This window comes from Acinetobacter wanghuae (assembly GCF_009557235.1).
Classification (GTDB): Bacteria; Pseudomonadota; Gammaproteobacteria; order Pseudomonadales; family Moraxellaceae; genus Acinetobacter; species Acinetobacter wanghuae.
The window spans coordinates 2,074,718-2,089,923 of the sequence record NZ_CP045650.1; the positions used below are offsets into that span (position 1 = coordinate 2,074,718).

10 protein-coding genes are annotated in these 15,206 nt (G+C 41.6%); 4 read left to right on the plus strand and 6 right to left on the minus strand.

Features of this window, described 5'->3' with window-relative positions; translation table 11 throughout:
* Positions 1-80: 80 nt before the first annotated feature.
* Positions 81-1,214, plus strand: a complete 1,134-nt coding sequence (dapE, locus tag GFH30_RS09870) for a succinyl-diaminopimelate desuccinylase (protein WP_153372201.1) — start codon at positions 81-83, stop codon at positions 1,212-1,214.
* A gap of 75 nt (positions 1,215-1,289) precedes the next feature.
* On the opposite strand, the gene GFH30_RS09875 is transcribed toward dapE, so the two are convergent.
* The 6 genes from GFH30_RS09875 to pilG all read right to left on the minus strand — a co-directional run bounded on the left by GFH30_RS09875 (position 1,290) and on the right by pilG (position 9,947).
* A complete protein-coding gene (locus GFH30_RS09875; RefSeq protein ID WP_153372203.1) occupies positions 1,290-1,748 on the minus strand; it encodes a hypothetical protein in 459 nt (152 codons plus the stop codon).
* A gap of 3 nt (positions 1,749-1,751) precedes the next feature.
* Complete coding sequence (locus GFH30_RS09880) at positions 1,752-6,347, minus strand: hybrid sensor histidine kinase/response regulator (protein WP_153372205.1); 4,596 nt, start codon at positions 6,345-6,347, stop codon at positions 1,752-1,754.
* Positions 6,348-6,511: 164 nt separating this feature from the next.
* On the minus strand, positions 6,512-8,584 hold the full coding sequence (locus GFH30_RS09885) for a methyl-accepting chemotaxis protein (RefSeq protein ID WP_153372207.1): 2,073 nt from the start codon (positions 8,582-8,584) through the stop codon (positions 6,512-6,514).
* 44 nt (positions 8,585-8,628) lie between these two features.
* Positions 8,629-9,165, minus strand: coding sequence for a chemotaxis protein CheW (locus tag GFH30_RS09890; RefSeq protein ID WP_153372209.1), 537 nt, complete (start codon positions 9,163-9,165; stop codon positions 8,629-8,631).
* A 5-nt stretch (positions 9,166-9,170) separates the two neighbouring features.
* A complete protein-coding gene (locus GFH30_RS09895) occupies positions 9,171-9,539 on the minus strand; it encodes a response regulator (RefSeq protein ID WP_153372211.1) in 369 nt (122 codons plus the stop codon).
* A 24-nt stretch (positions 9,540-9,563) separates the two neighbouring features.
* Positions 9,564-9,947 (minus strand): twitching motility response regulator PilG, encoded by a 384-nt coding sequence (gene pilG / locus GFH30_RS09900; RefSeq protein ID WP_153372212.1) that lies wholly within the window; start codon positions 9,945-9,947, stop codon positions 9,564-9,566.
* A 284-nt stretch (positions 9,948-10,231) separates the two neighbouring features.
* Here pilG and GFH30_RS09905 point away from each other — a divergent pair, with 284 nt between their 5' ends.
* Genes GFH30_RS09905 through GFH30_RS09915 form a run of 3 tightly spaced genes read left to right on the plus strand, consistent with a single transcriptional unit; the run spans position 10,232 to position 15,175 of the window.
* Positions 10,232-10,870 (plus strand): hypothetical protein, encoded by a 639-nt coding sequence (locus GFH30_RS09905; RefSeq protein ID WP_153373443.1) that lies wholly within the window; start codon positions 10,232-10,234, stop codon positions 10,868-10,870.
* A 45-nt stretch (positions 10,871-10,915) separates the two neighbouring features.
* A complete protein-coding gene (locus tag GFH30_RS09910) occupies positions 10,916-12,049 on the plus strand; it encodes an efflux RND transporter periplasmic adaptor subunit (protein WP_153372214.1) in 1,134 nt (377 codons plus the stop codon).
* 18 nt (positions 12,050-12,067) lie between these two features.
* On the plus strand, positions 12,068-15,175 hold the full coding sequence (locus GFH30_RS09915; protein ID WP_153372216.1) for an efflux RND transporter permease subunit: 3,108 nt from the start codon (positions 12,068-12,070) through the stop codon (positions 15,173-15,175).
* Positions 15,176-15,206: the final 31 nt, after the last annotated feature.

Here is a 15,206-nt window from a genome sequence, read left to right on the forward strand (position 1 = left end):
TTTTTTATGTCTAACGTTCACAAATCCGTATAGATTCGCCTATTATAGAGCCGACAATTTCATCGACTTATGTATTTCATATGACCTCTTCTGCGACTCTCGATTTAAGCTTACAACTGTTACGCCAACCGTCTGTAACGCCGATTGACCACGATTGCCAAAATATTATGGCGGAACGTTTAAAGAAAGTCGGTTTTAATATCGAATCTATGCGTTTTGAAGATGTTGATAATATTTGGGCACGTAAAGGCACCGAAGCACCTGTGTTCTGTTTTGCCGGTCATACGGATGTTGTGCCTACAGGAAATTTAGAAGCATGGAATTCAGATCCGTTCCTACCTGAAATCCGTGATGGTAAGCTGTATGGTCGTGGTAGTGCCGATATGAAGACCGCATTGGCAGCAATGGTGGTGGCCACTGAACGCTTTGTTGAAAAACATCCCAATCATAAAGGTTCTATTGCTTATCTCATTACCTCTGATGAAGAAGGTCCATCTATTAATGGTACAGTCAAAGTCATTGAAACACTTGAAGCACGTCACGAGAAAATCGATTGGTGTTTAGTCGGTGAACCGTCAAGTACCAACCGTCTGGGCGATATTGTGAAAAATGGTCGTCGTGGCTCACTCAATGCCAACATCACTGTAAAAGGTAAACAAGGTCATGTGGCATATCCACATTTGGCAATTAATCCGATTCACACGGCATCAAAAGCGCTTGCAGAGTTATGTGAGACCGTTTGGGACAACGGTAATGAATACTTCCCTGCGACCTCTTTCCAAATATCCAACATTAATGCGGGTACAGGCGCAACCAATGTTGTTCCAGGTAGCATGAATTTGCTCTGTAATTGGCGCTACTCAACCGAAGTGACTGCTGATGAACTCAAGGCGCGCACGCTCGAAATCTTAGATCGTCATGCCGTAGATTATGAAATTTCTTGGACACTTTCAGGCTTACCGTTCTTGACCCCTGTTGGCGAATTGGTAAATGCTGCAAAAAATGCCATTCGCAATGTGACTGGCATTGAAACTAAGCTATCAACATCAGGTGGTACATCAGATGGTCGTTTCATTGCACCGACAGGCGCACAAGTGCTTGAACTGGGGGTATTAAATGCCACAATTCATCAAATTAATGAACATGTCAATATTGATGAGTTAGAGCCTTTGGCTGAAATTTATGAACAAATTCTTGAAGGACTTTTGGCTTAATCAAGTTTGAGAGTAAAACAAAAAAGGAACGCCATGGCGTTCCTTTTTTATAACTGACGATTCCTTTAAAGTGACTTACAGCCCAATCGATGCCTGAATATGTGCCATATTCGGAATATGATAAATTTTTTCACCCATGCGCACATATTGAAAGATTGCAGCATCTTTCACATCTAGATCAGCATCTACAACTTCCGAAATACGAATACGTACAGTTTTCGGCATTTCATTGCACATGAGAGCAAAACGCTGAGTGATCTCATCACCTTCAATGACGAGTGCCACGCCATTTTTATCGCTAGGCTCACTGACTGAATAGACTGGCAGCATAGCTTCATGCCATTCTACTGATTGGACTTGTCGATCACTATCGAGTGCAGATAACACAATATTTTGTGGCAATAACATCGGTTCTTTACCATAACAATCGATGATATACGCATCGATAAATCCAGTTGAAACCGTAATCAGATGCTGAAGCTCTTGCTGACTGATTTTGTCGTGAGTATGTATTGAAACCAATGCTTGACTCATATCTTAGCCCTGTTTTTCAGCAATTAAATCTTGCACATTTGCCAATAATTCAGCTTCTTGGAATGGTTTACCCATATAGTGCGTTACGCCCAAGTTAAATGCACGTTCACGATGTTTCTCACCAGTTCTTGAAGTAATCATAATAATCGGCAAATCGCGATGAATTTCGTGATGGCGAACCAAATTGGTCACTTCAAAACCATCCATACGTGGCATCTCAATATCGAGCAACATCAAATCTGGTCTAATATTTTCAAGTTGCTCAATCGCATCGACACCATCTTTGGCAGTCACCACATCATAACCTTGACGCTCAAGTAGACGTGAAGTTACTTTACGTACCGTCACTGAGTCATCCACAATCATCACTAAACGGCGTGAATCACTTGAACGTTGCTCACGCTGATCAATATGGTGTTTGATTCGTTGCGTTGCTTGAATCTGACGCGCCACATTTTGTCCATCGAGAATCAGACAAACTTGACCATCACCCAAAATCGTTGCGCCTGCAACCACGCCGACATTGGCAAACTGTACCCCAATTGGTTTCACCACAATTTGTGCACGCGAACCGACGAGTTGATCCACCAATAAAGCAGTGGTTTGTCCATGATTGCCTTTAATTAACAATACAGGCAAAGAATGCATAACGTTGTTTAGACGTGGAATCGGTTGATTGGAAACGAACTCGGACACGTAACGTAATTTATAATCTTGCCCATCAATTTTAAAGAAGTCTTCTTTGCTATTGAAATAGGTTTCTAAGGTCGATGGTGCGATACGTACAATACGGTCAATTTGTGCCAACGAAATTGCAAATTGTTGATCGCCCGCTTTGACCATTAAGGCATCGCTGACCGCAACCGTTGTCGGTACACGAATGGTAAAGGTTGTGCCTTTACCCAATTCGGATTGAATTGAAACATGCCCACCCAGTGATTTAATTTCACTTTGGACAACGTCTAGACCCACACCGCGTCCTGAAATTTGAGTCACCGCTTTTGCAGTACTGAAACCTGGGTGGAAAATAAATTGTAATAGCTCTTCTGAATCAATCGCTTGTTCAGGTTGAACTAAATTCAAACTGATGGCTTTTTCACGAATACGTTCTGCATCGATCCCTTTACCATCATCACTAAAGGAGACAATAACATCGGTGCCTTGACGGCTAATATTGAGCACAATTGAACCAACTTCTGGCTTGTTCAAAGCGATACGTTCTGCTGTGTCCTCAATACCATGGTCAATCGCATTTCGTAGCATGTGCTCAAATGGTGTGACTAAGCGTTCAAGAATGGTACGGTCTAATTCACCTTCAGTATTTTGAACGATTAATTCTGCTGGACGGTTAAGTGTGGTCGATGTTTGACGCACAATACGTTGTAATCGTGGTAGCATCCGATCAAACGGCACCAAACGGGTACGCATTAAGCTTTCTTGAATTTCAGCCTGAATACGCGATTGTTGTAACAATAAACCTTCGGTATCACGAATTTTATTAGACAGCGTACTTTTAAAGTCCACCAAATCCGACGCAGATTCCGCCAATGATTTTGACAATTGATTCAAAGATGAATATTGATCCATTTCTAATGGGTCAAAATCAGCATAGCGTGAATTTTCATTGCCATGTTTCGCAATAATTTGTGATTCTAACTCACCATCCATACGACGTAACTGATCAGCAAGACGTTTGATCGCGAGTTCCATCTCGTTCAAGGTATTCCCGAGCTGACCAAGATCCATCTCAATACGTGAACGGTTAATCGCATTTTCACCAGAAAGATCAATCATTTTCTCGACCAAATCTGCCGAGATTCGGATCATTTCATTGTTACTATCGGTATTATTCGATTCTGACCATTCACCGAGCATACTTGGTGGTTCTGAACCATCACCCTGCACAAATTCGAAACTCGTGCTCGCAGAAAGGCTTTCAGTTTTGGTTAAACGCTCTGGCAATTGCGCAGTCACATCGACATATTCAATCGCTTCTAATGCCGAACGAATATGCTCAAAATTGTCATACTCGCGTTTAAAGATCGCTGTCTTTAACCATTCAAGCGTTTTTAATAATAAGGCATCGTATGCATTTGAATTGAAATGATGTACTGCAAACTGTTCAAACGTGGTCTCTAGCTCATAAGCAATGGTGGCGATGGTTTCATTCGCCATCATACGTGCGCCACCTTTAATACTATGTACTGCACGTTGTAATTGAAGTAATAAACTTCGGTCACTACGTTGATCAAACCATTGATTAAGGAGCTTCTCAGTATTGGCTAAAATCTCTTCTGCTTCTTCTAAGAAGGTTTCTTCAACAATCGATTGAAGTTCCTCTTCTTCACTCAGTACCGCTTTATTTTCAAATGCAGGTGACACTTCTTTTGTCGTTACTTCAAATTCAGCATCCTGTTCTGTATGCTCAGCAACAGATTCGTTAAGTACGTCATTAGCCTCATTGGTCTCAAGATCAACGGCTTCTGAAAGCGTGTGAACACCATCTATCGACTCTAGCGCTGTCACATTCTCTTCTGTTGAGGCATCTGGAGTTACTGAAGCACTTTCAGCTTCAACCACGACTTCTGACATCGTTTGTTCGAGAGCTGCCACATGAACCGTGGACTGACCATCTACAATGCCTTGGATATTTTGCAAAATATCAATTGCTGCCGGAGCAGGATAATCAACTAAATCATCACGAATGGATTGAATACGATCGGAAATATTATCTTGAACTAAACGGATAATTTGAATGAGTGTAGATGTAACTGGAATTTGCTTACGAATAACACGTTCATAAATACTTTCTAGTTCATGCGCAATTGAACCGATATGCGATGCGGCAATCATATTCGCGCCACCTTTTAAGGTGTGCAAATAACGCATTAAATTATTTAAAGAAGTGGTATCAACGTGATTTTTTGACCATGTATTTAAGTCCTGATCAATACCCACCAATAGTTCATCCGCTTCTTCTAAGAAGATATCAACAAGATCACCATCAAAGTCACGATTGGCATCAGGTGCATCTTGTTGTGCACGATCTGATGCAATACGTTGGTTGAGTGCAGCGAAATCGACCCCTGCGGCAGTCGGCATTTCAACAGATGATGCAACTTCAGAAACATCCTGTTTCTCGTCTGTATCAATTGCATGTTCTGCAACATCTGACTCAGCAAAAACTTCAATATCTTGCTGAATATAAGCTACCAATTCACTGAGTAAGTTCTGTGTTTCTTCAGTTAAAATGACCCGTTGACCAGCGGCTAATGTATCGAATAAATGAATAAATTCTTGATGTGCCTGCGCAAATAGCTCGTACACATAATTGCCGCTCAGCAATTGTGGTTTAACGATTAATGCATCATAAGCTAATTTTAAATCTGCGGTGAAATCATAAATGCCTTGCGATGCGCGGTTATCGGTATGTTGCAATAATTCCGCAGCTTCTTGACTAAGAATCTCAACATAGTTTGGATATTCATCTTGAATACGGCTATCAAATTCAAATTCAGCATCGAGCAATAAGTCAATATTCAGTTCGATGAGTTTGCTGACAATACCTTGCGGTTGCAGCACTGCATTTGATTCATCATTGGCAAAGCCGTAATCATTCCAAATACGGTCAAATGTTTGATAAATCTGATGCAATTTTTCAGTATTACCTTGAGGCAGAATATGTAAATAATCACTGACAAATTCAACATATTGCTGCAAGAGTCCCGTTTCTTTAGAGCTTGAGCTAATTTCATCTTGGACTAAGTTTTTAAATAGGTTTTCAACTTTAGAACTGGCATCAAAGATTTCATCAATATGTGCCATAGACGAGCTACCACGTAAAGTATGCAGCGCTCGAATCAGCCCATTATAATCTTGAGTTTTTTCATCTGTATTACTTAAGAATTTAGTAATCGTTGCAAGGTGCTCTTCCGCTTCTTCAAGGAAGATCGCTAGTGTTTCTTCAACATCACTCGCAGCAAAATGCGCATCAGCAGTTGCTACAGATACTTCTGTTGGTTCATTAATCACATCAGTATGAACGGCAGCTGCTGCAGTTTCTTCAGTACTTGCCCATTCTAAGCCTGTCAATTGCCCTTCAGCTGTTAACGTGTCGGCAAGACTGAGCAACTCTTCGAGCGAAGGTTCAGGACTTTGTTGTTTTTGTAATTGTTGACCTAAAAGCACCAATGGGCGCACATCAATGGTTAGGCTTGCAACCTGTTTGAAGCTTGGGTAAAGCGTATATTGAAAGACGTTCAATGCCGCTTTGGCATATTGTTGCACAGTCGGCGTTAACGGAATTGCGCCTGATTTAACTCGATTTAAGGTATCTTCAACTGCCCAAGCCAGTTCGCCTGCAACCTTTGCGCCCACCATGCGTCCTGAACCTTTTAAGGTATGAAAATGGCGACGTACTGTTGCAAGAATTTCTGGGTCATCAGGGTTCGATAACCATTGTGGAAATATAGCATTCAGCTCTTCAAAGATTTCCTCTAACTCCTCAACAAAAATATCTAAAATCTCTGCATCTTGAGTTAAATACTCATCTTCGGGAAGCAATGTCGTTTCTACTAAATTTTTTAATATTTCTTTCATAGCTCAGGCTTCTTACGTCTTGCAGCCAATGGCTTGCGCAAACTTAATGATGACCAGCACGCGAGAACCCTCTCTCAATGTCAGGACATTTTCTCAACGCTTTATCTGTATTTGCATGTGCCTTAACCTGAATTAAGGCACATTTTTAGCGCGGTTTAATCGCTTTATTCTGGTAATTTAAAGTCAGATACAGATTCACGTAATGCATCAGCCATGTTTGCCAACTCAGATACAGATCGTGCTGTATCGAAGGTTGCTGTCGTGGTTTGCGAGGTAATTTCTTGTACGACATTCATGGTCGTTGCAATATGACCCGCCGATGCAGACTGCAATTTTGCCGCATCCGAAATGTTGGCAATCAATTTCGCAAGGTTATTTGATACTGTTTGAATTTCATCCAGTGCGACACCCGCATCCTTAGATAAGTTTGCACCACGTACCACTTCAGATGTGGTTTGTTCCATCGACATTACCGCTTCATTGGTATCTGTCTGAATGGTTTTAACCAAGCTTTCAATCTGTTTCGTTGCAGATGCTGAACGCTCTGCTAGACGCTGTACTTCGTCGGCAACTACCGCGAAACCACGACCTGCTTCACCTGCCATCGATGCCTGAATGGCTGCATTCAATGCCAAGATGTTGGTTTGGTCGGCAATATCGTTAATTAAGGCAACGATGTTACCAATCTCTTGAGATGATTCACCCAAACGCTTAATACGTTTTGAGGTTTCTTGAATCTGTTCACGAATCGTGTCCATCCCCTCAATAGAGCGGTTTACGACATCAGCACCGTTCGCAGCAATTTGTACTGAACGCTCTGCAACCACCGCTGACTCTTCAGCATTGGCAGATACTTGGTCAATCGACATTGCCATTTCATTGATTGCGGCAGAGGCACCTGCAATTTCCTGTGCCTGATGTTCAGAGGCTTCGGCAAGCTGATTGGTAATGCCCTGAGTATTGGCAGTATATTGTGCAACTTCTTGCGATGTTTCGGTAATACGCGAAACTAGGTCACGCAGTTGATCAATCGCAAAGTTAATCGAATCGGCAATCGCACCAGTAAAGTCTTCCGATACCGTTGCATACGAACGTAAGTCACCATCTGCAAGATCGGCAATCTCATCGAGTAAACGTAAAATTGCGTTTTGGTTACGGTCATATTCTTCTTGTAAACGACCTACACGTTGTTTATCCGATACGCCACGTAAAGACAGTAATTTGAATACGCAAATCAAAAAGCCTGTCAGGAATAAGATCAACAGCAATGCTGGAATCGCAGTTTTAAGACCGGTATTGCTTGATAGTTTGTTTAAGTTTTCAAGTAAGGCATCCGATTGAGCAAAAATCGAAGCCGATGCTTGGCGTACTTTTACAATTTGTGTGGAGTTTTGCAAAATCGTTGCTGATGCAGATTTTAATACACCATCATATTCAGATTTAATGCCTTCTAATGATTCGCGTAAGGTTGGATCTGAAATACGATCCACCCCAAGTTCACTTGAACCTGTGAGTTGCGCATTTAAATATGAACCAAATGTTTCAGTATCTGAGCTAAAGTCATCTGCAGATTCATGAGAGCCATCGGTACCTGTCAGCACCAAGCTAATTGAACGTAAAATACGTTCCGCAATGAATACTTGGTTTTTCGCAATCACCACCTGACTCGATGGCATATCTTGACGTGCCATTTGGTCAACCATCAAGTTATATTCCGCCTGAATCCCTGGAATCGCTTCACCAATGGCAATATTGGTGTCATATAACTGGTTAATAATTTTTTGTTGTGAGGAAATCAAATCAATACTTTTTGATACTTCATTCCATTGTTGATCCACAGCTTGAAGTGCATCATTATTGGCATGAATACTTTTTACTGTATTTAAGTTATCCGTAAATGACTTTTGTGATTCAGTCAATTTCTTCATGGCTTCAGGTGTGCCAGACGCAGTTGCCTCTGTTGCCTGACGTGAAATGGTTTGTGACAACAGACGCAAATCACCCAAGCTACGGGTCAATTCATTGGCACGAGGAATAATATAGAAAAGAGACAATAAGATAATGGTCGCCGCAATTAAACAGCCCACTGCGCCATAAATCAGTGGTTTAGATTTTTCACTATCCCCAAATACACGCGACAATTGATCTGTTTGCGCCTGAATTTTTGCTAAAAAAGCATTGCTGCCTTTACGCGCCCCGCTTTCACCTGCATTTTTCTTTTTAAGCTTAAAGCCCATCCAGCCTCTCCCCCGATTACGCCTTTTTTACTTTCGCGCAACAATTAATTTATAAATTTTATAGATGCATTCATGAATTTTGGATTTTGCAACAATTGACTGAATAAAAACACATGCCATTGTTGGCTATGTTGATGGAAGAAACCACGACAATAGTCTTGTAGGTTCTCATCCAATTCAGCATTTTTTGAAAAGAAACTTTTCTTATTAAAGTGTTGAATCCCCAAAACTTGATCAACCACTAAACCGACATACTGATCATTATGGTTAATACATAATACTTTTTGAGTCGGTGTAAATTGGCTCTTGTGACCTGAAACATAATGTGCCAAATCCGACACCGATAAGAGCCTTCCCCGAATATTCGCCAGTCCCACCACCCAAGCTTGAGTATTCGGTACTGGCGTATATTTTGGAGGATAGATCACTTCGGATACTTCCCCCAGCGGAGCAACAAAATATTGCCCCATCATCTCAAAAGCAATGCCTGACCATCGGTTCACTTCATTTTCGTTAGAAACGTAGTTTTTATTACCACGCTTTGCTATACGAAGTAGCTCGATAAATCCATTTGCTGCCATAGCGCCTATCCTGCATTGAGGTGCTGCTTAATTACATCAATTAATTGTTGTTCATCGACTGGCTTCGTTAAGTAATCTGCAGCGCCCTGACGTTTACCCCAAACACGGTCAGTCGCTTGATCTTTCGTACTTACAATCACAATCGGAATATGTTTAGTGGTTGCGCCTCGTGCAATTTGACGTGTTGCTTGAAAGCCATTCACACCCGGCATCACCACATCCATTAAGACAAGATCAGGTAGTTCCGACTGCGCCATGGTCACACCATCTGCCCCATTCGATGCTTCGACTACCTCAAATCCATGTTTAGTTAAAATCTCTCTAAAACGGAACGTTTCTGTAGGTGAATCATCTACAATAAGGATACGTGACATGCTTTTCCCCCAAAAAAAATCAAATTAAGCACTAATATGGTTACGGATTGCGTTAAGCAATTCATCTTTACTAAATGGTTTAGTCAAATATTCATCCGAACCCACAACACGACCTTTCGCTTGATCGAATAAACCGTCTTTACTCGATAGCATAATCACAGGGATATTTTGGTAATTTTGAGAATTTTTGATGAGTGCACACGTTTGATAACCGTCTAAACGTGGCATCATAATATCGACAAAAATAATATCTGGACTCGATTCTGCAATTTTTGATAGTGCTTCAAAACCATCCACTGCAGTGACGACTTCACAACCTTCACGCTGAAGAAGAGTTTCCGCTGTACGACGAATGGTTTTTGAGTCATCAATCACCATGACTTTTAGATTTTGGAATTTATCGTCCATTTCTTGACCCTTCTCATTTTAAGGACTATTAACAATAGCGCTTATAGCATTATTTTATTAAGAATGATGATTATTTTTAACATACCTCACAAGGCATTATCAACGCACATTTTCCACGCAAGTCGACATAAAAGGTTTTTTTTAACAACAACTTCACATTTTATAATATTCATTGATTTATTTTTGACTTACACTAGTTTTTAATTGAGCGGTTTCAGTCTAATATATCATTATTATTACTTTAAAATAAGTAATTTAGTCAACTTTAAATTGGGGTGCCAATGATGAGTCAGTTTGCAGAAAAACTTGCTTGCATTGATAAAAATAAGTATCTAAGAGGTGTGCTTCTGTTCATCACGTTGACTTTACAGACAACGCTGAGTTACGCAGATGCTCAAAAAAAAGCCAAGTGGTATCGCTATTATGACAGCAAAGGTGTGGCAAATATCAGCACCAATGTGACACCTAACCATATCCGTTTTGGCTATGAAGCACTCGATCAAAACATGCAAGTGATTCAACGCGCACGCCCCTATAATGTCGAAGCTGATATTCGACAAGCACCTCAACGTGCTATTCAGGCACAGCGCAAAGCCGAAGATAGCAAACTAAAACGTGCTTATAATAATAGTCATACTGCGACGCAGAAAAAACAGGAAGCACTTACCCAAATTAAAAAACAATTGGTTTTTCAGCAAGACCAACTCAAACAATTACAAGCCGATCGCGTCATGTTTGTACGTCAAGAACGTGAGTTTGCGCGAAAAGGAAAGACTGCCCCTGAGCACTTAAAGCTTACGCTGCAAACCAACCAAAATAACATTACAAAGCAAAAAGAAAATATTCAATCTTTACAAAGTCGCTATCGAAATTTAGAAGCCGAATACGACAGAATAATCAGTCGCTTAAAAGCACTCGAATAATCCAGTCAATTCGGGCTTTTATAGACGGCGCTATAAAGGACTCTTATGCAACTTAAATCGCACACCATGTTTCACCTGCTTCAATCCTCTCGCTTGGCTTTGATTGTCGGAATTTTAAGCTTCAATTTTGCCCTCACGGGCTGTGGTCAGAAAGAACCCACTCAAAAACAAGCAGAGCCACAAAATATTGAATTAATTGCCCAAGATTTAGTTGCAGTTCAATCGGGTGACTCTGTGCAAATGACCGCCTTCACTGGGACGATACGTGCAGTCAATCAAAGCAGCATTCAAGCCCAAGTAAGCGCAACTGCAACTAACGTCAATGCACAAGTCGGTGACAAAGTTCAAAAAGGGCAAATCTTACTAAGACTGAATAATCAGGACAATGCAGCACGTTTAGCCCAAGCCCAAGCCAATAAAGCCTCAGCACAAGCGCAAGCCAACCAAGCGAAATTGATGATGGAACGTAAACTACGTTTACTCAATCAAGGTTTTATTTCCAAAGTTGAATATGAACAAAGCCGTGTCGATTACCAAGCACAACTTGAAAATGCCCGCGCCCAACAAGCCAATGTCGATATCGCACTCAAAGCGGATCAAGATGGTCTCATTAAAAGTCCAATCAGTGGTGTGATCACTGCGCGCCAAGTTGAACCGGGTCAAACCGTTGCAATCGGGCAAACCTTATTTGAAATTGTAGATACCAATCAACTTGAGATTCAAGCCAAAGTACCAAGCGATATGCAAAGCGCGCTCAGTGTTGGCAATCAAGTGGAATATCAAATTCAGGGCAATCCAAATCGTTTAACTGCGGTCATTAGCCGAATCTCCCCAATTGCTGATCAAGCCAGTCGTCAAATTGAATTCTTTGCTACGCCAAAAGAAACCTTGAGTTCACTGAGCATTGGTTCATTTATTGATGGTAACATCATGAGTTCACAGAAAATTTCGGGACAAATTGTGCCACTCGATCTGGTCAAAAATATTGAGTCACAACCCTATGTGTGGATTGTGCGTCAAAATAAAATCATGAAAGTTCAAGTTGAACTATTAGAGCAACGCTACAAAGACAATATTGCGGTGGTTAGAGGATTAGAAACAGGCGACCACGTCAGTCGTCTCGAATTTACCGATGCTGATATCAAAAAAACCGTCACACTTGACTCAAAACAAAAATAATCAAACAGGATCTTTGATATGTGGTTGACTCGAATCAGTGTGAAGTACCCAGTCTTTACCATCATGATGATGTTTTGTTTGATGGTACTCGGTTTAGCATCATGGCAACGTATGGGCGTGGAAGAATTCCCCGATGTGGATTTTCCTTTCGTCGTGATTTATACCAATTATCCGGGTGCATCGCCTGAAACAGTTGAATCTGAAATTACCAAAAAGCTTGAAGATCAGATCAATACCATTTCCGGTTTAAAACAAGTCATTTCACAATCGAGTGAAGGCTTGTCGATGATTACCACCGAATTTAATTTGGATGTCTCATCGACCACCGCAGCACAAGACATTCGCGATAAAATTTCATCAGTAACCGCAGAATTTCGCGATGAAATTCAAGATCCCATTGTCGAGCGTTACGATCCGACCTCAAATGCAATTATGTCGATTGTATTTGAATCCAATAATATGGATCTTAAATCACTCAGCTCTTATTTGGATCAACGTGTGGTTCCGCAACTGAGAACGGTTGCAGGCGTCGGTACAGTGAATTTATTGGGTGATGCACAACGGCAAATCCGCATCGAAGTCGATCCACAAAAATTACAAGCCTACGGCATTGGCATTGACAGTGTCATTAACACCCTTAAATCTGAAAATATTGAAGTTCCGGGCGGTACGCTAAAATCAAACAATTCGGAACTGGTGATTGAGATTAATTCTAAAGTCCAACATCCGCTTGGTTTTGGTGATTTAATTGTTGCCAATAAAAGTGGCGCACCTATTTTCCTCAAACAAGTAGCAAATGTAAAAGACACTCAAGCCGAACTTGAGTCTGCTGCCTTTTTAGATGGCAAAGCAGCTGTTGCGATTGATATTTTAAGAAGCTCAGATGCCAATGTTATTGAAGTAGTCGATCGCACCTATAAAACCTTAGACACCGTCAAAAGCCAACTTCCGCAAGGCACATCACTAAAAGTGGTCGTGGATTCATCTAAAAGTATTCGTGGCAGTATTGCCGATGTGGCGCGCACCATCGTTGAAGGTGCTGTGCTTGCCGTACTGATTGTACTGTTATTCTTAGGCTCATTCCGTTCTACAGCAATTACTGGATTAACGCTGCCGATTGCCCTACTTGGCACGCTCACTTTTATTTGGGCATTTGGTTTTACCATCAACATGATGACCTTACTTGCCTTATCACTCAGTATTGGTCTGCTGATTGATGATGCAATTGTGGTGCGAGAAAATATTGTGCGTCATGCCGATATGGGCAAAGACCATACGACCGCAGCCCTAGATGGGACGAAAGAAATTGGACTTGCTGTTTTAGCAACAACCTTGACGATTGTTGCTGTGTTCTTACCTGTGGCATTTATGGGCGGGATTATTGGGCGTTTCTTCTATCAATTTGGGGTGACGGTCAGTGCTGCCGTACTGATTTCCATGTTTGTCAGCTTTACCCTTGACCCGATGCTCTCTGCACATTGGGCAGAAAAGAAACCGGATCCCAATAAAAAGCCGAGTGCTTTAAAACGCTTCTTTAACTTTATCTCGAGCAAACTGGATAACTTAAGCCACGTCTACGAAAAGCTGCTTAAACTTGCACTTCGTTTCCGTTTCATCACGATTGTGATTGCGGTGGCATCACTCTTTGGTGCGCTGGGTTTATCCAAAATGATTGGAACAGAGTTTGTGCCTGTACCCGATAAAGGTGAAATTCGAATTAAGTTTGAAACCCCTGTCGATGCAACCTTGGAATATTCGCAAGCTAAGCTGCAACAAGTTGAACAGGTGATTCGTCAACATCCAGATACCCGTGGCACTTATGGTGTCATTAATGGATTGACTGATCGTGGTAAAAATCATGTGAGTATTCGTGTGACCGTGACCCCGCGTACTGAGCGTGAAAAAAGCTTAAGTGATATTAACAACGAATTCCGTGAACGTCTTAAAAGTATTGCCGGCATCAGCGTGACTTCAGTTGCCTCTGCGGATGAAACCGTATCGGGCGGTCAAAAACCGATTATGATTTCAATTAAAGGTCCTGATCTAAACGAGCTGCAAAAAATCTCAGATCGCTTTATGCTGGAAATGGCAAAAATTGATGGCGTGGTTGATTTAGAAACCTCACTCAAAGAACCAAAACCAACACTAGATATGCAAATTAATCGGGTGTTGGCGAGTGATTTAGGTCTATCCGTCAATCAAATTGCCAATGCGGTACGCCCACTCATTGCGGGCGATGATGTCACCACTTGGCAAGATCCAAAAGGTGAAACCTACGATGTCAATCTGCGCTTAGCAGAAAGTAAACGTACTTTACCGAGTGATTTGCAAAATATGTATGTGACATCATCTAAAACAGATGCAAATGGTCAACCTATTCTCACACCACTTGCTAGCGTAGCAAAATTTGAAGAAAAACTGGGTGCTTCGCAAATTAACCGTCGTGACCTTGCCCGTGAAGTACTCATTAAAGCCAATACCTCTGGACGTCCTTCAGGTGACATCGGTACGGATATTAGTGCGATGCAAGAAACCTTTGAGCTACCTACAGGTTATAGCTTTGATACACAAGGCTCGAATGCAGACATGGCAGAATCGGCAGGCTATGCTTTAACGGCAATTACCCTGTCGATTGTATTTATTTATATTGTGCTCGGTTCACAGTTCAATAGCTTTATCCACCCTGCATCGATTATGGCATCACTGCCACTGTCCTTAATTGGTGTGTTCTTGGCATTGTTCTTGTTTAACTCCACCATGAACTTATTCTCGATTATCGGGATTATTATGTTAATGGGGCTTGTGACCAAGAATGCGATTCTCCTCATCGACTTTATTAAAAAAGCGATGGATCGTGGCGAAGATCGTTATGATGCCATTATTGCAGCGGGTAAAACGCGACTCCGTCCGATTTTAATGACCACAAGTGCGATGGTGATGGGCATGGTGCCGCTGTCTTTAGGTTTAGGCGAAGGCGGCGAACAAAGCGCACCGATGGCACATGCCGTGATTGGCGGTGTGATTACCTCGACCCTACTGACCTTGGTGGTGGTTCCTGTGATCTTTACCTATTTAGATGACTTTAAGAATTTTATGTCGCGCCAAGCCCGTAAAATCATGTCATAATTTAATCCAGCTTAATGAGGTGACATGGATC